This is a genomic window from Pseudoalteromonas sp. AOP7-A1-14, from assembly GCF_052376275.1.
In the GTDB taxonomy this organism is placed as follows: domain Bacteria; phylum Pseudomonadota; class Gammaproteobacteria; order Enterobacterales; family Alteromonadaceae; genus Pseudoalteromonas.
Window position 1 is genome coordinate 1 of record NZ_JBQSVO010000070.1, and the last position, 20,468, is coordinate 20,468.

Consider the following 20,468-nt stretch of genomic DNA (forward strand, 5'->3'; position numbering starts at 1 on the left):
AGGTGGCTATCGGAGTGTTTCAAACATGGTTGATTCGCTCAGTGTGAAATTCAACTCGGTTCGTCATTAATTACCTTGATTTGCACATAGTGTTTTTAGTTAACTTAGAATACACAATGATCTAAATATTAATTGTTTCTATTTGTGTTTGCGGTGCCGTTTTTGTATACTCCGATTTCTTATCAATTCTTGATCAGAAATCGGCTGTATGTAATTAAATCTTCTCGCTTTATATTTGGGTATTTACGGTGTGATTAATAATATTTTTAGCGGTAGATAAAATATTAAATTCTAGGTACAGAAGAATATATGCATTTCAGCTGATTTAACCATATTACCAATAAGGAAGAAATAAATGGGTATTGAAGCCTTGGTTAAAAATAAGCTATCAATAATAATAACTGCTATTTTAATTATGAATAGTCACAGTGTGTTAGGCCAAGAAAAAACATCTAAGTCAGAAAAAAAAGATGAAAAACTGCCTGAAACTATCACTATTGTTGGCCATAAAATTACTGAACTGTATGAACAAAATGATGGTGGCGCATTAGGCAACAGAACTGTGCTTGATACGCCATTTTCAGTGGATATGATTTCCCTTGAAGATATAGAAATACGCCAAGTAAATACCCTAGATAGTTTATTTAGTCGAGAGGCTTCTGTATCCGTAGATGGTAGCGCTTACAGTAACTTCGGCTCGACGATTAGAGTCAGGGGATTACCACTGGACTACACTAATAGTTTTAAGGTAAATGGTTTATCACTTAACAATTTTAGTGGTGAATTGCCTTATGAAGCATTTGAAAAAGTTGCTTTGTTAAAAGGCGCGACAGGTTACATGTATGGAATGGCAGCTCCTGGTGGGGTTGTTAACTACGTTACTAAAAAACCAGTTAATGATTTGCTTAATATAAGTGCAGGCTATCGAAGTGATGGTGTTTTGAATGCTCATATCGATGCGAGTACCAGGTTTGGTGAAGATGATAAATACGGTGTACGAGTTAATGCCGTTAACGAAGAAGGCGATACTTACCTTGAGGATGGAACTGTTGATCGACAGAGCTTATCTGTTGCATTTGATGCATACCTGACCGACAACTTACGTTGGAATGCCGATTTGATCTATAGTGACAGACTTACTGAAAACTCATGGACAACAATGTCAAACTCTATGAGTAGCGATAGTTCATTACCAGAGGCTGTTCATGGTGATAGAAGTATAGGTGTTGATGGTACCTTTGATGATTATAACAACCTTATCCTACTTACGGGCTTAACATGGGATATTAACCATAATTGGCAAGCTAAAATAGAATACGATTATTCAGAGAATGATACTCACTGGGTTAAAACTCTAGCGAATTTACTCAATAGTGAAGGTGATGTCTCAATCAGTCTTTATGAGCAATACTTTAAAGTTAACTATGAGCAGATACAAGGTATTCTAACTGGTCATTTTGAAACCGGTGATATTAGCCATGATTTAGTCATAGGCTCAGCTTATCAGGTTGCTGATACGTATCGAAACGATGGCGGTAAATATGGGCGTAGGGATACACGTAATTATGGCGTTGATAATTTATATAACGCTGTAGAGCTTCCAGCTTATGAGGCAACACTGCAAGAAGATCTAGATCTTGCTTGGTCAGATACACAGCAATCATTTTTTGTTAATGACTCAATTAAATTTAATGAAAACTATGAATTATTAGTAGGCGTTCGTCATACAAAAATAGAGCATTCTCCTGGTGACTATTTTTTAGCTTATCAAGATGATTATAATGATTCATCAACTACTCCCGTCGTAGCTATGATGTACAAACCAAACAAGCAGACTACTTTCTACACTAGTTATGTTGAATCTTTTGAAGGACAAACATCGTCCGTTGGAGAAAGTTATGCAAATGCTAACGAACTATTAGAGCCACAAAAAAGTGAGCAAATTGAAATAGGTTATAAACAAAGTGGTAATGATTGGTCATCATCAGCGGCCCTATTTCGTATTGAGCGTGGTGCAGAGCTGGTAACTGATGATAATTATCTTATTCAAGATGGTGTTAGTTTATACCAAGGATTGGAGTTAAGTGGTGCATTAGATTTAACCAGTAACTTCTCTGTTTATGGTGAGTTAATGCTATTAGATGCAACTTACGATAAAACGAGCGAAAGCTATCAAGGCAACCAAGTTTCAGGTACTCCTGATTACCAAGTTAGTCTACAAACTAATTATAACATTGAGGCTGTGGATGGACTTACCGTTAACTTAGGGGGTAAGCAACATGGCGAAACATCAGCAAATGCTAATAATGACTGGGAACTACCTTCATATACTATTTTTTATGCTGGGGTTAGCTATAGCCATAAAGTGGGTAATAATAATTTAGTTTTAATTGGTACAGTTGATAATCTTTTTGATAAAGAATTTTGGGCAGTAGGTGACGATTATGGCGTATTAAGAATTGGCGAGCCTCGCACATTTGCAATCAAAGCTAAATTTGAATTCTAAAGTATAAGCTTTTGTAATTGTGAACTGGATTGCATGAGTGATGCAGTTCACAATCACGTAAAAAGTACTTATGCTTATCAAATCTTAAATATTTAATATTATTCTATAATAATTGCGTTTCAATATTAAAACTAATTTAGTACCTAACTAACTATTTATTATGGATTTATTATATTTTTAAGCTGGTTATCTTACTAAATAATCTAGTAAGCTAATTCAAATTTTATATTTTATAGTTTGAACAGTACATTCTCTTTGTTATACTCCCTTCAAACTTTCAGTCTTTTTTGAAAGTTCTATTGATACAGATCAACTTTCATCTAGCTAATATCTGCTAGATAAATTTGATTTTATGTAGCATTAACCATATTGAGCTTTTAGCGGCAATGTTTAAGATTTTTCATTATCGCAATATTACTTTAGTTATTATTTGTAATTTTATTAGGTGAATGGCTTTGAACACACTTTCTTTACAGCATACAAATAAGGAACTTGCCTCTGGCGAGCCATTTGTGTGTGAGCGCTTAAATAAAGCGGGTAAAGGAGCTTGTGTAGCTGTTATCTTACTTGTATTTAATATTGTTATGTTGCTAAGTGGTGCATTAGAAGATGCCTTTAAACTTGAAGCTTTACTTAGTGATGACTTAATTACAGACTCATTACTCGTTGTTATAGCCCAATTTTTAGCTCATCCGATCATTGCAAACCAGCTGCTTATTGGTCTTTGTTGGTTATTGTTCCACATAATTCCTGCACGTCGTGCTGGGATCATTTTACGTAAAACAGCTTTTGCTTTTCAACAAGCAAAAAGCTCAGTCGTAGTACACAGTGCTCACGGCTGTCGTGCGCCACCACAAGTAAATAGTTGATCGCTACTTAAGTTTAGTAGTTTAAATTTAGCTGTTTAGTCACTTGCTCGTTCTGCTTTTTTAATACTACTTAGACTTATTGCGTCTGCGATTCAACTAACCTCCTTCATTTTCTCACGTACTGCATGTTGGGCCTCTTTGTGTCTATAAAAGTCGTCAGAGAATATAAGTCGTTGTTTTATTATTAATAGTTAAAACAACAAATTTCAAACTTTAGGTTGTAGGGTAGTCCTTTGTTAATTCGAAACCTGTTTAATATTGCTCTGGGTACGTTTGTACTCGCATTAACCGGCTGTAAAGGCGGTGTGCTTGATCCAAAAGGGCAAGTTGGGATAGATGAAAAAAACCTGATCATCATCGCCACTGTGCTGATGTTGATAGTGGTTGTGCCAGTCATAATAATGACCTTGTATTTCGCATGGAAATATCGCGATGGCCAAGACCACGAAGTTTATGCGCCTAAGTGGGCGCACTCAAATAAAATTGAAGCTGTAGTATGGGCCATTCCAATTGTAATTGTGGCTATTTTAGGTGTGATTACTTGGCAATCCACTCAAGAATTAGACCCATATAAACCGCTTGAAGGAAAGGGAGAGCACTTAACTGTTGAAGTGGTATCTTTAAACTGGAAGTGGTTATTTATTTATCCGGAGCAGGGGATCGCCACGGTAAATGAATTAGTGTTCCCTGCTAATGTACCTGTCGAATATAAAATCACTTCAGAAAATACCATGAATTCATTTTTCATCCCTCAATTAGGGAGTCAGATTTACTCTATGGCTGGAATGGAAACAAAGCTGCATTTAATTGCTAATGAACCAGGAACTTATAAAGGTTTCTCTTCCAATTTCAGTGGTGAAGGTTTCTCTGACATGAAGTTTAATGCTATTGCCACGCCCACTGAATCGGGCTTTGAGCAGTGGGTTAAAACAGTTAAAAGTGACTCGAAAACACTTACTAAAGCAGATTACTATGAGTTGGCACAGCCGAGTAAAAGTGACCCTGTAACTTATTTTGGTAGTGTAGATGATGGTCTATTTCATACTATTGTAATGAAATATATGAAGGCGCATGGGGATATGAACAAAAAACATCATGCACAAAGTGAGCATAACGTACACGCCGATCATAGTGAGGGTGAGGAATAATTATGTCGTTATTAGGTAAGTTAACTTTAGAGGCAATTCCGTATCACGAACCCATTATTATGGTGACGTTAGCGGCGGTTGCTGTTATAGGCCTACTGCTTGTAGGTCTAATTACTAAATATCAAAAGTGGGGAGTGCTTTGGCACGATTGGATCACCTCAATTGATCATAAACGCTTAGGCGTTATGTATATTATTCTTGCGCTTATTATGCTGTTTCGTGGTTTCTCAGATGCCATTATGATGCGCGGGCAATTAGCACTGGCCACCAGTGGGGCCGCTGGTTTTTTACCACCAGAGCATTATAACCAAATATTTACCGCTCATGGGGTGATCATGATCATCTTTATGGCGATGCCATTTATGATCGGTTTGATGAATATCGTGTTGCCTTTACAAGTTGGTGCGCGTGATGTGGCTTTTCCATTTTTAAATAACTTAAGTTTTTGGTTAACAGCTGGTGGTGCGATATTAATTAATATTTCATTGTTTTTTGGCGAATTTGCAAAAACAGGCTGGATGGCTTATCCACCATTATCCGAACTGTCGATCAGTGCCGGGGTGGGGGTCGACTATTATATATGGGCGCTGCAAATATCCGGTATTGGTACGTTACTGACAGCGGTTAATTTCTTAGTGACTGTATTCAAAATGCGCGCACCCGGCATGACATTGATGAAAATGCCTATATTTACGTGGGCATGTACGTGGGCAAATATCTTAATTGCAGCATCTTTCCCTATTTTAACCGCCGTATTAACCATGTTAACGCTAGATCGTTATTTAGATTTTCACTTCTTTACCAAGGCAGCAGGCGGAAACGCCATGATGTATATCAACCTATTTTGGGCATGGGGTCACCCTGAAGTTTATATCTTGATTTTACCGGCGTTTGGTATTTTTTCTGAAATTATCTCTACCTTTACAGGCAAGCGTTTATTTGGTTACAAGTCAATGGTTTATGCCAGTGGAGCAATCTCTATTTTAGGTTTTGTTGTGTGGTTACACCACTTCTTTACTATGGGGTCGAGCGCTAATGTAAATGCCTTTTTTGGGGTGATGACGATGATCATCGCGGTGCCCACCGGTGTGAAACTATTTAGTTGGTTATTTACGATCTATCGTGGCCGTTTACGCTTTACAGTTCCTGTACTGTGGACGCTTGGGTTCATGGTTACTTTCACTATAGGTGGTATGACAGGGGTGTTACTTGCCATCCCAGGTGCCGACTATGTACTACACAATAGCTTATTCTTAATTGCACATTTTCATAACACTATTATTGGTGGTGCTGTATTTGGCTACTTAGCTGGTTTCGCTTTTTGGTTCCCTAAAGTGATGGGCTTTAAGCTTCATGAAGGGTGGGGTCGAGCGTCATTTTGGTGTTGGATAGTCGGTTTCTTCGTTGCATTTATGCCTTTATATGTACTTGGCTTCTTAGGTATGACACGTCGTTTAAATCACACTAATAACCCCGCTTATGATATGTGGTTGCACATCGCATTTGTAGGCGCGGTGATTATTATGTTCGGTATTATCTTTCAAGTAGTGCAATTGGTTGTCAGCTTTAGAAACCGTGAAGCGCTTGATGATCCTACGGGCGATCCTTGGAACGGCCATACGCTTGAATGGTCAACTGCGTCACCACCACAGTATTACAACTTTGCTACGGTTCCACACGTTAGTGATATTGATGCATGGACCGACATGAAAGAAAAAGGCGAAGCGTATAAAACGCAAAAAAGCTATTCCCCTATTCATATGCCAAAAAATACCTCTGCTGGGGTGTTAATGAGTATCAGCTTTACCACGTTCTGTTTTGCCATGATTTGGCATATTTGGTGGTTAGCGATTGTAGGTGTTGTTGCGGGTTTTGCTGTGTTTATCAAACGTTGTTACAACCCAGATGTTGATTACTACGTGCAACCAGATGAAATTTTAAAAATTGAAAGCGCGCATAACAAAAGCGCTGCTAAAGTAAATGACGCTAAGGAGGTCAGTGCATGAGTGCATTACCTGCAAATGTAGACACCCATGAGCATGATATCCATGCTCATGAACATCATGACACGGGTGGCGATACTGTTTTTGGTTTTTGGCTTTATCTAATGACCGATTGCTTGTTGTTTGCCTCATTTTTTGCAACCTATGCGGTGCTTTTTATGAACACCAATGGTGGCGTATCAGGGCGAGATATTTTTGAACTTGATTTTGTTGCGGTAGAAACCGCAGCACTTTTACTGAGTAGTATAACTTTTGGCTTTGCTATGATCAGCGCACATGCTCAGAAAAAAGCCCTCACGCTTATCTGGCTTGGCGTTACTTTTGCTTTTGGTGCCGCTTTTATAGGTATGGAAATCTATGAGTTTCATCATTTAATTGTGCATGGTAATGGGCCACAGCAAAGTGCATTTTTAACGTCGTTCTTTTCATTAGTCGGCTTACATGGACTACATGTAACCGCTGGCTTGATTTGGATGACAACAATGATGATAGAAGTGGTACGCCGTGGTCTTAAACCAGCAACTATAACTCGTTTAAGCTGCTTAAGCTTATTTTGGCACTTTTTAGACGTGGTATGGATTTGTGTATTTACCGTTGTTTATTTAATGGGGGCAATGTAATGAGTCAAACCGAATCACATGCCTCACATGGCACTGTAAAAGATTATTTAATTGGTTTTGTTTTATCAATTGTACTGACCGCGATCCCTTTTTGGGCTGTTATGAGCGGGACGTTAGAAAAGCAAACGACCTTTTATGGCATTATCGTTATGGCTGTTGTGCAAATTTGGGTACATTTAAAATACTTTTTACACCTAAACTTTAAAACTGAAGAGGGTAAAGCAAGCTCATTATCCTTTATTTTCAGTGCAATAATAATTGTTATGGTTGTTGGATTGTCGGTGTGGATCCTCTATGCATCTAACGCCATGATGATGTATTAATGTTCGAAATAAGCAAATAGTAGGAGTTTAGCTGATGTTTCGTCGTTATTTAAAAGTGACTAAGCCTGGCATTATTATGGGCAACTTGATCTCCGTAGCGGGTGGGTTCTTACTCGCGTCACAAGGAGATATAGATGGCTGGCTAATGTTGGCTACTTTATTAGGGTTATCTTTGGTTGTTGCCTCAGGGTGTGCAATTAATAATGTGATAGACCGTGATATTGATAGTCGCATGGCACGTACCAAAACCCGAGTGACAGTAACGGGCGAGATGTCAGCGAAAGCAGCGTTAGTACATGGAGTTGTACTTGGTGTGGTTGGTTTTAGTTTATTAGCCATTTATACCAACTGGGTCGCTGTATTTTTTGCCGTGTTTGGTTATGTTATTTATGTCGGGGTTTATAGTTTATATATGAAGCGTCGCTCTGTGTATGGCACTTTTATAGGTAGCTTATCCGGTGCGGTCCCCCCTGTTGTCGGCTATTGCGCAGTGAGTGCTCAATTCGATGCTGGTGCATTGATATTGCTCGTTATGTTTAGTTTATGGCAAATGCCGCACTCTTATGCGATTGCTATATTTCGTTATCAAGATTACAAGTCGGCATGTATTCCCGTGCTGCCAGTGGCGCAAGGTATTGATAAAGCAAAAAACCATATCGTCATGTATATAGCAATTTACGCTTTAGTGGTGATGTTACTCACGATTGGTGGTTATACCGGTATGGCATTTTTAGCTGTTGCGTGTACCACCAGTTTTTGGTGGCTATTGATGGCCCTTAGAGGTTACCGACGTAATATTGATATTAGCGGTTGGGCACGCCAAGTGTTTGCGTTTTCAATTATTAATATCACTGCGCTGAGCATTGCAATGGCCGTTGATTACCAACATTTTACGCCACAATTATCATTATTTAGTTAGTTGTGAGTTAGTTCCGAGTTTATTCCAAAGTTAACAAAGGCTCTGATTTATGACGAGCCTTTTTTCTTGTCTAAAATATAAGATAATCTTACTGCAAACCTTAGGAGCCGTAATACAGCGCCTTGAGGAACCACAATTAATAAGTTTATAAGTCAGTTCAGTTCATTTTGCTTTGGTATATGTGTAGAAGTGCGAAACTTTTGTATGCACATGCTGGTTAAATTAGCAAAAATGAGGCGGCTTATAGCTTGGTAAATTAATCGCAAAAATACGAAATCCTTGATTAATTAACACCATTACATGTTCTGCTTTATAAGCGGGGTTGATTGGTGGCAGGCCTTCTTTTACATCCCTTTTTTAGCCGAGATAATACTATTCATATGCATAGGTAGTTACATAAGCCGTTATCGCAAAATAATATCAATAACTATGTGGGTTTAAATTGTAGTAAATAAGCGCAGTAATCGCTTTTTCAATCGCATATTCTGTAAGTTATACACTTATTTAAAAACGCGCAGCTTGCTCAACAACAATGCCATGGCGCTGTGCTAAACGTAAATGGTCTCTGTCGTAACCACCACCAATAACGCTTGCCACTGGTATATTGTGTTCAATACAACGTTTTAATACTAGGTGATCGCGTTTTTCAATACCTTGCCAGCTAATATCAAGCTTACCTAAGCCATCTTGTTGCCATACATCAACACCGGCATCGTACAGGACTAAATCGGGGTTAAGTTCATTGAGTAAAAACTGTAGTGTGTCATCAACAATTCCCAAATATTCATCATCTTGCATATTATTGGCGAGGCCAATATCTAAATCGCTTGAGGACTTTCTAAACGGGAAATTTTTTTCACAGTGAATAGAGCAAGTATACGCATAAGGTTGGTGGGTAAGCATGGCGGCAGTGCCATCACCTTGATGTACGTCTAAGTCAAATATAAGTACGTTAGTTACTTCGCCACTTTGTATAAGTGTTTGAGTGGTAAAGGCAAGATCGTTGACCATACAAAAACCTGAGCCAAAGTCGAAGTGAGCATGATGAGTGCCGCCTGCTAAATGACACGCTAAACCATGTTTAAGTGCAAGGCGTGCAGTTTCTAGCGTACCTAAAGGGGCTGTAAATGTGCGCGCTATTAATGCCTCAGACCAAGGTAATCCTATGCGTCGAAGGGCTTTTTCGTCTAATTGATTGCGCCAAAGATCATCTAAATAGCTCGCACAATGCACGAGTTCTAGCTTATCAGGGTTACCAATCTCAGGCTGTACTAGATTATTATTTATAAGCCCTAACTCTTTAACATGCTGATATAAATTAGCAAACTTGCTCATAACAAAACGGTGTTTGGGATCAAAGTTAAATGAGTAGTTTGGATGATAAACTAAAGGTAAATGTGGGTTTAACGTCATAACCGCGCGCTTTTAATTATTTACGCTATGGTAATCAAGTTTATTTTGATAGTCCATGCTTGTGCTTAAAGGCTTGTTTATAAAAAAGCCCTATCGTTTGATAGGGCTAATATTACTCATAACGAGATTTCAGAGCGATAAATTAATGACTATACATTAGCCAATTTTTTTATACTTAATACGCTTAGGTTGAGTTGCCTCTGCACCTAAGGTCTTTTTAAGCCACTCTTCATATTCTGTGTAGTTACCATCGAAAAAGTTGATTTGACCTTCATCGCGGTAATCTAAAATATGCGTAGCAATACGGTCTAAGAACCAACGGTCATGCGAGATACACATCACGTTGCCCGGAAACTCTAAGATTGCATTTTCAAGAGCACGTAATGTTTCAACGTCCAAGTCATTAGTTGGCTCATCCAGCAGGATTACGTTGCCACCAGCTTTCAATAGTTTTGCTAAATGCAAACGATTACGCTCACCACCTGATAGGTCTTTAACAAACTTTTGCTGATCGTTACCTTTAAAATTAAAGCGACCAACATAAGCACGACTTGGAAACTCAAAATTACCAATTTTTAATATGTCTTGGCCGTCTGAAATTTCTTGGAAAACGGTGTTGCTGTCGTCCATGTTACCGCGGAACTGATCAACCGTTGCAAGCTCCACTGTTTCACCAATAGTGATTTCGCCGCTATCTGGCTTTTCTTCACCACTTAACATTTTAAATAGGGTTGATTTACCCGCGCCATTGGCACCGATAATGCCCACAATTGCGCCTTTTGGCATAGTAAAGTTTAAGTCGTCAATCAGTACACGGTCACCAAAGCTTTTCTTCAAGTTTTTAACTTCAATAACTTGGTCGCCTAAGCGCGGTCCTGGTGGAATAAATAGCTCATTGGTTTCGTTACGCTTTTGGTAATCTGAGTGCTGTAGCTCACTAAACTGCGCCATACGAGCTTTAGACTTTGCTTGACGACCTTTAGGGTTTGAACGCACCCATTCAAGTTCTTGCGCGATTGATTTTTGACGGGCTTTTTCAGATTTTTGCTCTTGCTGTAAGCGTGCATCTTTTTGCTCAAGCCATGAAGAGTAGTTACCTTCCCACGGAATACCTTCACCACGGTCAAGCTCTAGAATCCAACCGGCTACGTTATCAAGGAAATAACGGTCATGGGTTACTGCCACAACAGTGCCTTCGTAATCATGTAAGAAACGTTCAAGCCAAGCTACTGATTCTGCATCCAAGTGGTTAGTTGGCTCATCAAGAATAAGCATGTCAGGCTTTTCAAGTAATAAACGACAAATAGCGATACGACGACGCTCACCACCCGATAACACTTCAACTTTAGCATCCCAAGGTGGCAGACGTAGCGCATCAGCCGCGCGCTCTAATACGTTATCAATATTGTGACCGTCGTGGGCTTGAATGATAGCTTCAAGTTCGCCTTGCTCTTTTGCTAGTGCATCAAAGTCGGCGTCTTCCATAGCGTATTCGTTGTAAACTTCATCAAGACGGTTTAGTGCATTTTTAACTTCACTTACCGCTTCTTCAACGGTTTCGCGCACGGTTTTACTTTCATCAAGTACCGGTTCTTGCGGTAGGTAGCCAATTTTAATGCCCGGTTGAGGGTGAGCTTCACCTTCAAACTCTTGATCAACCCCTGCCATAATGCGCAGTAAGCTTGATTTACCCGAACCGTTTAAGCCAAGTACACCAATTTTTGCGCCAGGGAAAAAATGCAACGAGATATCTTTTAAGATAGTGCGCTTAGGCGGCACAACCTTAGATACATGACTCATCGAGAATATAAACTTATCAGGTAAAACCATGGAAAAAGCCTTCAAATAATAATAAAAATTTCAATGTGTATTGTAGTGGCTCACAGGTGAAACAGTCAACGAAACAGCAAAGCAGAACACTTTTTTGACTAAATAGGCTAATAAAATAAATTCATTTAGACATCTAAACATCTAGAGGTTGAAATTTTTAACTAACCGTTCATAATTAGCCATTGGTGAATTGTACCTTGGAGCTAAGAATGCCTATTACTGTTAAAGATGAATTGCCTGCGATTGCAAAATTACGTCATGAAAATGTGTTCGTAATGCCAAAAAGCCGTGCGAAAACGCAAGAGATTCGCCCGATGCGGTTGGCAATTTTGAATTTAATGCCTAATAAGGTAGAAACCGAGGTACAGTTTATTCGTTTGCTGGCAAACTCTCCGTTGCAAGTTAATGTTGAACTTTTACGCTTAGACACCCACCGTAGTAGAAATACCTCAGAGCAGCATTTAGACACTTTTTATCGTTACTTTTCTGAGGTTAAAGATAATAACTACGATGCACTTATCATCACTGGTGCGCCGCTTGCGCATTTAGAATACGACGAGGTTGCTTATTGGGATGAACTCACCGTATTGCTCGATTGGGCCGAAGAGCATGTTACCTCAACGTTGTTTTCGTGTTGGGCCGCTCATGCGGGTTTATATCATCACCATAAATTAAAACGTGAACTTAAAGAAAATAAACTTTGTGGCGTATTTAATCACCAATGTTATTTTAATCACGGCGCGCTTACTCGCGGTTTTGATGATTCGTTTTTAGTGCCGCACTCTCGTTTCGGTCATATTGATATTGAAAAAATAAATGCCAGCGATGACTTAGTTGTATTGGCAGGCTCACAGCAAGTGGGCGCTTACTTAGTTAAAAATAAATCGGGCAGTCAAGTGTATATAACGGGTCATCCAGAGTACGATGCTCATACGCTCAAGGATGAGTATCAGCGTGACCTAGAAAAAAGCCCTGATGCAGCGATCCCAGAAAACTATTTTCCAGATAATAATGCAGACAATGAGCCGTCGAAAACGTGGCAAAGTCATGCTTTTTTGCTTTTTTCGAACTGGTTAAATTATTATGTGTACCAAACTACACCTTATGATATTAATTTAGTTAGCCAAGCCGTAAGGACTAACAACTATGCCGAATAATAACGTTAATAAAAGTCAGCAGATTACAGAAGCATTAAAGCAGCGCATTTTAATTTTAGATGGTGCAATGGGTACCATGATCCAGCAGCATAAGTTTGAAGAAGACGACTATCGTGGTGAGCGCTTTAAAGATTGGCATGTACTAATAAAAGGTAATAACGACTTATTAAGCCTGACCCAGCCTAAAGTTATTGCGGATATCCATCGGGGTTTTTTAAATGCGGGTGCTGATATTATCGAAACCAACACCTTTAACTCGACCACCATTTCAATGGAAGATTACGACATGGCAAGTATCAGCCGTGAAGTAAACCTAGAGTCTGCTAAATTAGCACGCAGTATTTGTGACGAATACAGTGCTAAAAACCCAGCTAAACCACGCTATGTAGCGGGTGTACTTGGGCCAACCTCAAAAACATGTTCATTGTCGCCAGATGTAAACGACCCTGGTTATCGCAATATCACCTTTGATAAGCTAGTAACTGCGTACGTTGAGTCGACTTTGGCTTTAATGGAAGGCGGTGCAGATTTAATTTTAATTGAAACCATTTTCGACACCCTAAACGCTAAAGCCGCCTCGTTCGCAGTAGAAGAAGCATTTGAGCAAGCTGGACGCACATTACCCGTTATGATTTCAGGCACTATTACTGATGCTTCAGGGCGAACGCTTTCGGGGCAAACCACCGAAGCATTTTATAATTCAATTCGCCATATTAAGCCCATTTCAATTGGCCTTAATTGCGCGCTTGGCCCTGACTTATTGCGCCAATACGTGCAAGAGTTATCGCGTGTGTGTGAAACCTACACTTCAGTGCACCCGAACGCGGGTTTACCCAATGAGTTTGGGGAGTACGACTTAGAAGCGCCTGAAATGGCGAAAGAAATTATAGACTGGGGTAAGTCAGGCTTTATTAATATTGTGGGTGGTTGTTGTGGCACCACACCTGCACATATTAAAGCATTTGTTAAAGGTCTAGAAGGGGTTAAGCCCCGTGTATTACCAGAGCTTGAAGTGCGTATGCGCTTATCAGGCCTTGAAGCGTGTAACTTAAATTAGGATAGCCGACATGACACAACAAATAGCCGTATTTACCAACGTCGGTGAGCGTACCAATGTAACCGGTTCAGCCATGTTCAAACGTTTGATCATGGAAGAAGATTTTGAAACCGCGCTTAATGTTGCCCGTGAGCAAGTAGAAAACGGCGCACAGGTTATTGATATCAACATGGACGAAGCCATGCTGGACTCTAAAGCCGCCATGGTGAAGTTTTTAAATCTCATTGCCTCAGAGCCTGATATTTCTAAAGTACCAATTATGGTCGACTCCTCAAAGTGGGAAGTAATTGAAGCAGGTTTAAAGTGTATTCAAGGTAAGGCGATAGTTAACTCAATCTCGCTTAAAGAAGGCGAAGAGCCGTTTATTCATCAAGCTAAAATTATTAAACGCTTTGGTGCGGCGGCAGTAGTAATGGCATTTGATACTGACGGCCAAGCCGACACCGCTGACCGTAAATTTGCAATTTGTCAGCGTAGCTACCGTATTTTGGTTGATCAGGTGGGCTTTCCACCAGAAGATATTATTTTTGATCCGAATATTTTTGCCGTAGCTACCGGTATTGAAGAACACGACAACTACGCCGTTGAGTTTATTGAAGGTACGCGCCGTATTAAGCAAAACCTACCGTACTGTAAAGTGTCGGGCGGGGTGTCTAATGTATCGTTTTCGTTTAGGGGTAATAACCCAGTGCGAGAGGCAATTCACTCTGTATTTTTATATCACGCCATTCAAGCGGGTATGGATATGGGCATTGTCAACGCAGGGCAACTTGCCGTTTACGACGATATCCCAGAAGAGCTACGTAAAGCCGTTGAAGATGTTGTTTTAAACGCCGACTCAGGCGCTGGTGAGCGTTTAGTCGAACTTGCGCCTAAATACTCAGGTATGGCACAAGCGGAGCGTGTTGAAGATCTAGAATGGCGCACATGGTCTGTAGAAAAACGCCTAGAGCATGCCCTCGTTAAAGGTATCACCGAATACATAGAAGAAGACACCGAGCAGTGCCGCGCCGCTGCCGCTAAACCTATTCATGTTATTGAAGGGCCATTAATGGATGGCATGAACGTAGTAGGGGATTTATTCGGTGCAGGTAAAATGTTTTTACCACAAGTAGTAAAATCAGCCCGCGTAATGAAGCGTGCCGTAGCCTATCTTGACCCTTACATTGAAGCCGAAAAAGAAGAAGGCGCCACTAATGGTAAAATAGTTATGGCCACTGTTAAAGGTGACGTACACGACATCGGTAAGAATATTGTTGGCGTAGTGCTGCAATGTAATAATTATGAAGTTATTGATTTAGGTGTCATGGTGCCGGCAGAGAAAATACTACAAACCGCCATTGACGAAAAAGCCGATGCTATTGGTTTATCTGGCCTTATAACCCCATCGCTCGATGAAATGGTGCACGTAGCGAAAGAAATGACCCGCCGCGGATTTGAACTACCATTATTGATAGGCGGCGCGACCACTTCTAAAGCGCATACTGCAGTTAAAATTCAGCCGCAATACGATAAAGGCGTAGTGTATGTAAGCAATGCCAGCCGTGCAGTAGGTGTCGTCTCTAACTTATTATCAAAAGAGCATAAACCCGCCTTTTTAGAAAAAATCAGCGCCGAGTATGTAAAAGTACGTGAGCAACAGGCTCGTAAAAAGCCCCGCTCAAAACCGGTAACAATACAACGTGCCCGTGATAACGCCGCCGAACTTGATTGGGATAACTACACGCCTCCTGTGCCTAATAAGCTGGGCGTGACCGAATTTAAAAATGTATCTATTGCCACACTTCGTAAATATATAGATTGGACTCCGTACTTTATGACGTGGTCAATCGCCGGTAAATATCCGCGCATAATGACCGACGAGGTGGTTGGCGAGCAAGCACAAAGCTTATTTAAAGACGCTAACGACATGCTCGACGACCTTGAAAAAGCAGGTAGTTTGCAACCGCTGGGTGTAATTGGTTTATTCCCTGCGAACCGTGTGGGTGATGATATAGAAATTTACACTGACGAAACTCGCAAAGAGCTGTTAAATACCTCGTGCCATTTACGCCAGCAAACCGAAAAAACCGACTTTGCTAACTACTGTTTGGCCGACTATATTGCGCCAAAAGGGACACCGGATTACTTTGGTGCGTTTGCCGTAACGGGCGGATTAGAAGAAGACGACCTAGCCAATGCGTTCGATGCCAAGCAAGACGACTACAATAAAATAATGATAAAAGCGGTGGCCGATAGGCTCGCAGAAGCGTTTGCCGAATACTTGCACGAACAAGTGCGTAAAGAGTATTGGGGTTATGCGCCCGATGAAAATCTGGGTAACGATGAGCTAATTCGCGAAAACTATCAAGGCATTCGTCCAGCCCCCGGTTATCCTGCATGCCCTGAGCACACTGAGAAAAAGAAAATTTGGCAGTTACTCGATACCGAAGAACGCATTGGCATGCAGCTTACAAGCTCATACGCCATGTGGCCAGGGGCTGCGGTTTCGGGCTGGTATTTTTCACACCCAGAGGCTAAATATTACGCTATAGCCGCGATTCAACAAGATCAGGTAGAAGATTACGCTAAACGTACCAACATGAGCTTGGAAGAGGCAGAACGTTGGTTATCGCCTAATTTAGGGTATGAGCCTTAAGCTTAAAATAAAAGCGAGCTTCGTTGAGCTCGCTTTTTGAGAGTAAAGAGTCGGAAGTAAGGGGGCAAGTCACTTCAGAGATAGTAATAAGTGACAGCAACTGCTATAAAGTGGAAACCACATTTGATAGATAAAATTTATCAACTTACTGTTTGAATTAAATATTTTAAATAAAGGAATATTAATGAAATTCCTACGTTACATAGGCTTGTACTTATCCCTATTATTTACCGCGAACACATTTGCCCTTGAGCAAAAATATCACGATAGCGTTTTACCTATTATTACGGCTTTTCAAGCGCACAATAAGGCGGCTGTTGCTGCGCTTATTCGCTACCCTCTAAAACGAAAATACCCAATACCTGATATTAATAGTGAACCTGAGTTAATTAGTCGTTTTGATGAAGTGTTTAATGAGGAACTCGTCGCGATTATTGCCAGTTCAAATATTAATACCGATTGGGATAAAGTCGGCTGGCGCGGCATTATGCTCAACAATGGTGTGATCTGGATTGATACAAATGGCCAAATTATAGCGGTAAATACTCAAAATGCTAAAGAGCAAGCGTATGCAAAAAGTCTAATTGAAGAAAGTAGAGAGTCATTACACCCAAGTATTCATAACTTTGAAAAACCAGTTTTAGATTGGCAAACCGCTAAATATCATATTCGTGTTGATGATTTAGGCGATCATAATTTTCGTTATACCTCGTGGGGTATTAATAAAAAAACTAGCGATAAACCCGATATAGTTTTGCTAAATGGTGATATAACGTTTGAGGGTAGCGGGGGGAATCATCATTACACATTTAAAAATGGCCGTTATAGCTACGTATTACAAGTTACTGTTATTGGCTGCGAAACATCGCCACCAGGTTGGCTTGAAGTATACAAAGACGAGCAAAAACTGTTATCTGAAGATGTTATAAACGCTCACTAAAAATTATATTACTGGTATAAAAGCCAATAAAAAACCGCCAAAATGGCGGCTTTTTAGCTATGAATTAGCTAAGGTTTAAAGCTATTTACTTTTCTCAAAGTCATTGACTTCGCGCTCAGCTTCTTCTTTAGATTTGCCGTATTTTTGTTGAATTTTTCCTACAAGTTCCTTGCGGCTACCTTCAATTTTGTCTAGGTCATCATCGGTAAGGTCGCCCCATTTATGTTGCGCTTTGCCTTTCAGCTCTTTCCAATTACCTTCGATACGATCGCTGTTCATAATTAGCTCCTTGTATTAGGGGATGAATTTACTTTCACTTTTATAGAAGCAAGCCTTATACCAACGCACCTAATTTTTTATTTTCATTAAAGATCATGGGTTTATTTATTTATGTTTAAGAGGCGTTAGTATAGATAAGCTTCGCTGTTAAAAAAATACATAGCATTGTGTAATTATTGCTTACATGTAAAGCCGCGAATAAATTGAAACACGCTTGGTTGCAGATTTTTGTTACAATAACTACAAAGCAATTTAAGGTAAATTATTGTGCTGCCGGTTCAAGATATATATCAACAACTCGTTTCTACATTAAAGTCAAACCCTTTGACGCTATTACAAGCGCCACCGGGTGCGGGTAAGTCAACGTGGCTGCCGCTTAATTTAATGCAAGATGGACATTTTAAACGCATTGTTATGCTTGAGCCTCGGCGTTTAGCGGCGCGTAATATTGCCAGTTACTTAGCTAGTTGCCAAAATGAAACTGTAGGGCAAAGTGTTGGCCTGCGTGTTCGCGGTGAGAGTAAAATAAGTGCTGATACGCGCCTTGAGGTTGTTACCGAAGGCATGCTGACGCGTATGCTACAAAATGATCCTGAGTTAAGCGATGTTGACTTACTGATATTTGACGAGTTTCATGAGCGCTCAATTGCAGGTGATACTTCATTGGCGTTCGCGCTTGAGTCGCAAAGCGCGCTGCGTGACGATTTAACTATTTTGCTTATGTCTGCCACCTTAGATACCGAGCGTTATTCGCAGTTTTTTGGCTGCCCCATAATTGAATCCCCTGGTCGCAGTTATCCTGTTGATGAAGTTTATATTCCTATAAAAGATGAAAGTCGCTGGCTTGATGAAATCCCGCAAATTATAAAGCAAGCACTTAGTGAACAACCCGGCAGTGCGTTAGTGTTTTTACCTGGTCAGCGTGAAATAGTACGTGTACAGCAAGCGCTTAGTGATTTACCCAAAGGTTGTGAAGTATTTACTTTATTTGGCGAGCAAGATAAAGCCCAGCAGCAAGCTGCAATTGCCCCCGCAGCAAAAGGTAAACGCAAAGTGGTGTTGACCACCAACGTAGCCGAAACCAGTTTAACCATCGAGGGCATTCGCATTGTTATTGATAGCGGCAAACGTCGCGCTGCGAGTTTTAACTTAAAAACCGGTGTAACGGAGCTTACCACGCAAAATATTTCGCGCTCGTCGGCGGTGCAGCGCGCAGGACGTGCAGGGCGAATTGAGCCAGGTGTCGTGTATAGGCTTGGCTCAAAACAAACTTTTGAGCGGCGCAATAGCCACGACAACCCTGAAATTCTCACCTCTGATATCAGCCAACTGATGCTTGAAGCTAAGCTTTGGGGCGCAGGTATAAACGAGCTAACCTTGCTTGATAAGCCAACAGAGCAACAATGTACGCAAGCACTAAATTTACTGCAAATGCTAGAGGCGGTAGATAGTAAAGGTAAGCTCACAACCCTAGGCAGTAAAATGCTCAGTTTTGGCGCTGATATTCGCTTAGCGCACATGTTATTAAAAGCGCAGCAATTGGATGAGCAAAACCCGGGTATTTATCAGCTTGCAATACATTTAGTTGCGCTGCTAGAAAGCCGTGTTAATAGTGCTAATGAACTGAGTTTAGCACTACACAGCATGAAGCAGAGGCCACACCCAGTATTTAAACAGCAGCTTAAATTTTGGTTAAATCGTTTAAAATTAAAAGCGGTAGATAAGGATCTTAAAACCGAATATTTGAGTTTGCTAGTGGCACTTGCTTACCCAGACCGCATCGCAAAAAAACGTGGTAACGGTTATTTACTTGCTAATGGCGCAGGGGCAGAACTTAATAGCGACTATTGGCATAATGATGACTACCTTGCTATTGCAACAATGGGGGGTTACAAAGGCGGGCGTATTTTTGCAGCTACTGCACTTAGCCCGTTTGATTTACAAGCTTATTTACCGCACTTATTTACTGAGCGAACTCGCTGTGAGTTTGATGAAAAAACGGCGCGGTTTATTCATCAAGATGAAATAAAGCTCGGTGCTATTACGCTTAGCAGCCAACCCAGTAAGCAAAAGCTTGATAAAAATGAGCGCGCTAAAGCATGGCTTAACTTATTTACTAAGCAGGGCGTTGCGCTGTTTAACGAACAAAAAGACGCCGACCAGTTATTGGTTAGAATGAGCTTGGCCAGCAAGCTCATGCCTGAAGAATTTCCACATATAAGTGAGGCGCAACTTATTGAAAGTGCTGATAGTTGGTTAGGTGTGTACGTACAAGATATTAAAACTCTTAGCCAGCTTAAAAAGTTTAACTACTTTGAGGCGTTGCAAAGTTGCTTTAATTGGCAACAGCAATGTGCTTTAAAAGAGTTATTACCACTTCGCTTAACAGTGCCAAGTGGCTCAAATGTTAAAGTGGTGTATCAGCTCGATGGTCCAGCTAAACTGAGTGTTCGCATACAAGAAGTGTATGGCATGACCCGCTCCCCAGTACTTGCAAAAGATAAGCTACCACTTTTAATAGAGCTGCTTTCGCCAGGTAAACGTTCATTGCAGCTAACTCAAGATTTAGCCCACTTTTGGGCTACTAGCTACCGCGAAGTACAAAAAGAGATGAAAGGCAGGTACCCAAAGCCTACATGTAATATAGGCTATTGACATGCTACATATGATTTAGGTCTATTGACACGTTATATTAAGTATCCTACCGAGTAACGAATAAATACTTAGCTTACTATCTAAGCTGAGCGAGATAAGTGGATAATCTGC

At 40.5% G+C, this 20,468-nt stretch carries 15 protein-coding genes; 12 read left to right on the plus strand and 3 right to left on the minus strand.

Annotation, left to right across the window (positions count from 1 at the left end):
* Positions 1-355 precede the first annotated feature (355 nt).
* The 7 genes from ACT3RM_RS11455 (at position 356) to cyoE (ending at position 8,388) form a co-directional block, all read left to right on the plus strand.
* Positions 356-2,506, plus strand: coding sequence for a TonB-dependent siderophore receptor (locus ACT3RM_RS11455; RefSeq protein WP_441835437.1), 2,151 nt, complete (start codon positions 356-358; stop codon positions 2,504-2,506).
* A gap of 455 nt (positions 2,507-2,961) precedes the next feature.
* Positions 2,962-3,375 (plus strand): hypothetical protein, encoded by a 414-nt coding sequence (locus ACT3RM_RS11460; RefSeq protein WP_441835438.1) that lies wholly within the window; start codon positions 2,962-2,964, stop codon positions 3,373-3,375.
* A 233-nt stretch (positions 3,376-3,608) separates the two neighbouring features.
* Entirely contained in the window at positions 3,609-4,523 is a 915-nt protein-coding gene (gene cyoA / locus ACT3RM_RS11465; protein ID WP_441835439.1) for a ubiquinol oxidase subunit II, read from the plus strand.
* 2 nt (positions 4,524-4,525) lie between these two features.
* The gene (cyoB, locus tag ACT3RM_RS11470) at positions 4,526-6,529 is read left to right on the plus strand and encodes a cytochrome o ubiquinol oxidase subunit I (protein WP_441835440.1); all 2,004 of its coding nucleotides are present in this window, start codon (positions 4,526-4,528) and stop codon (positions 6,527-6,529) included.
* Positions 6,526-7,146, plus strand: coding sequence for a cytochrome o ubiquinol oxidase subunit III (gene cyoC / locus ACT3RM_RS11475; protein WP_441835441.1), 621 nt, complete (start codon positions 6,526-6,528; stop codon positions 7,144-7,146). Before cyoB ends, cyoC begins: the two co-directional genes overlap by 4 nt.
* A complete protein-coding gene (gene cyoD / locus ACT3RM_RS11480) occupies positions 7,146-7,469 on the plus strand; it encodes a cytochrome o ubiquinol oxidase subunit IV (RefSeq protein WP_441835442.1) in 324 nt (107 codons plus the stop codon). Before cyoC ends, cyoD begins: the two co-directional genes overlap by 1 nt.
* Positions 7,470-7,503: 34 nt before the next feature.
* Positions 7,504-8,388 (plus strand): heme o synthase, encoded by an 885-nt coding sequence (gene cyoE / locus ACT3RM_RS11485; RefSeq protein WP_441835443.1) that lies wholly within the window; start codon positions 7,504-7,506, stop codon positions 8,386-8,388.
* Positions 8,389-8,892: 504 nt separating this feature from the next.
* On the opposite strand, the gene ACT3RM_RS11490 is transcribed toward cyoE, so the two are convergent.
* Together ACT3RM_RS11490 and ettA are read right to left on the minus strand one after the other, a co-directional pair.
* Positions 8,893-9,801: a histone deacetylase family protein gene (locus ACT3RM_RS11490; RefSeq protein WP_441835444.1), complete on the minus strand. Its 909-nt coding sequence runs from the start codon at positions 9,799-9,801 to the stop codon at positions 8,893-8,895.
* A gap of 156 nt (positions 9,802-9,957) precedes the next feature.
* On the minus strand, positions 9,958-11,631 hold the full coding sequence (gene ettA / locus ACT3RM_RS11495) for an energy-dependent translational throttle protein EttA (protein WP_441835445.1): 1,674 nt from the start codon (positions 11,629-11,631) through the stop codon (positions 9,958-9,960).
* Between the two features lie 209 nt (positions 11,632-11,840).
* Here ettA and metA point away from each other — a divergent pair, with 209 nt between their 5' ends.
* From metA to ACT3RM_RS11515, 4 genes are all read left to right on the plus strand, one after another.
* Positions 11,841-12,788 (plus strand): homoserine O-succinyltransferase MetA, encoded by a 948-nt coding sequence (gene metA / locus ACT3RM_RS11500; protein WP_441835446.1) that lies wholly within the window; start codon positions 11,841-11,843, stop codon positions 12,786-12,788.
* On the plus strand, positions 12,778-13,845 hold the full coding sequence (locus ACT3RM_RS11505; RefSeq protein WP_441835447.1) for a homocysteine S-methyltransferase family protein: 1,068 nt from the start codon (positions 12,778-12,780) through the stop codon (positions 13,843-13,845). The genes metA and ACT3RM_RS11505 overlap by 11 nt, the downstream gene beginning before the upstream one ends.
* 10 nt (positions 13,846-13,855) lie before the next feature.
* Positions 13,856-16,483: a methionine synthase gene (gene metH, locus ACT3RM_RS11510; RefSeq protein ID WP_441835448.1), complete on the plus strand. Its 2,628-nt coding sequence runs from the start codon at positions 13,856-13,858 to the stop codon at positions 16,481-16,483.
* Between the two features lie 184 nt (positions 16,484-16,667).
* A complete protein-coding gene (locus tag ACT3RM_RS11515) occupies positions 16,668-17,423 on the plus strand; it encodes a hypothetical protein (protein ID WP_441835449.1) in 756 nt (251 codons plus the stop codon).
* 81 nt (positions 17,424-17,504) lie between these two features.
* On the opposite strand, the gene ACT3RM_RS11520 is transcribed toward ACT3RM_RS11515, so the two are convergent.
* Positions 17,505-17,702 carry a CsbD family protein gene (locus ACT3RM_RS11520; protein ID WP_441835450.1) on the minus strand — a complete coding sequence of 66 codons (198 nt, stop codon included), beginning with the start codon at positions 17,700-17,702 and terminating at the stop codon, positions 17,505-17,507.
* A gap of 267 nt (positions 17,703-17,969) precedes the next feature.
* Between ACT3RM_RS11520 and hrpB the strand changes: the two genes are divergently transcribed.
* Positions 17,970-20,357 carry an ATP-dependent helicase HrpB gene (gene hrpB / locus ACT3RM_RS11525; RefSeq protein ID WP_441835451.1) on the plus strand — a complete coding sequence of 796 codons (2,388 nt, stop codon included), beginning with the start codon at positions 17,970-17,972 and terminating at the stop codon, positions 20,355-20,357.
* Positions 20,358-20,468 lie beyond the last annotated feature (111 nt).

Excerpts from the sequence above, each read along its gene's own strand:
- cyoE (WP_441835443.1), top strand. The coding sequence starts at position 7,504 with ATGTTTCGTCGTTATTTAAAAGTGACTAAGCCTGGCATTATTATGGGC.
- ACT3RM_RS11515 (WP_441835449.1), top strand. The coding sequence starts at position 16,668 with ATGAAATTCCTACGTTACATAGGCTTGTACTTATCCCTATTATTTACC.
- ettA (WP_441835445.1), bottom strand. The coding sequence starts at position 11,631 with ATGGTTTTACCTGATAAGTTTATATTCTCGATGAGTCATGTATCTAAG.
- metH (WP_441835448.1), top strand. The coding sequence starts at position 13,856 with ATGACACAACAAATAGCCGTATTTACCAACGTCGGTGAGCGTACCAAT.
- ACT3RM_RS11520 (WP_441835450.1), bottom strand. The coding sequence starts at position 17,702 with ATGAACAGCGATCGTATCGAAGGTAATTGGAAAGAGCTGAAAGGCAAA.
- cyoC (WP_441835441.1), top strand. The coding sequence starts at position 6,526 with ATGAGTGCATTACCTGCAAATGTAGACACCCATGAGCATGATATCCAT.
- ACT3RM_RS11505 (WP_441835447.1), top strand. The coding sequence starts at position 12,778 with ATGCCGAATAATAACGTTAATAAAAGTCAGCAGATTACAGAAGCATTA.
- cyoB (WP_441835440.1), top strand. The coding sequence starts at position 4,526 with ATGTCGTTATTAGGTAAGTTAACTTTAGAGGCAATTCCGTATCACGAA.
- ACT3RM_RS11455 (WP_441835437.1), top strand. The coding sequence starts at position 356 with ATGGGTATTGAAGCCTTGGTTAAAAATAAGCTATCAATAATAATAACT.
- ACT3RM_RS11490 (WP_441835444.1), bottom strand. The coding sequence starts at position 9,801 with ATGACGTTAAACCCACATTTACCTTTAGTTTATCATCCAAACTACTCA.
- cyoD (WP_441835442.1), top strand. The coding sequence starts at position 7,146 with ATGAGTCAAACCGAATCACATGCCTCACATGGCACTGTAAAAGATTAT.
- metA (WP_441835446.1), top strand. The coding sequence starts at position 11,841 with ATGCCTATTACTGTTAAAGATGAATTGCCTGCGATTGCAAAATTACGT.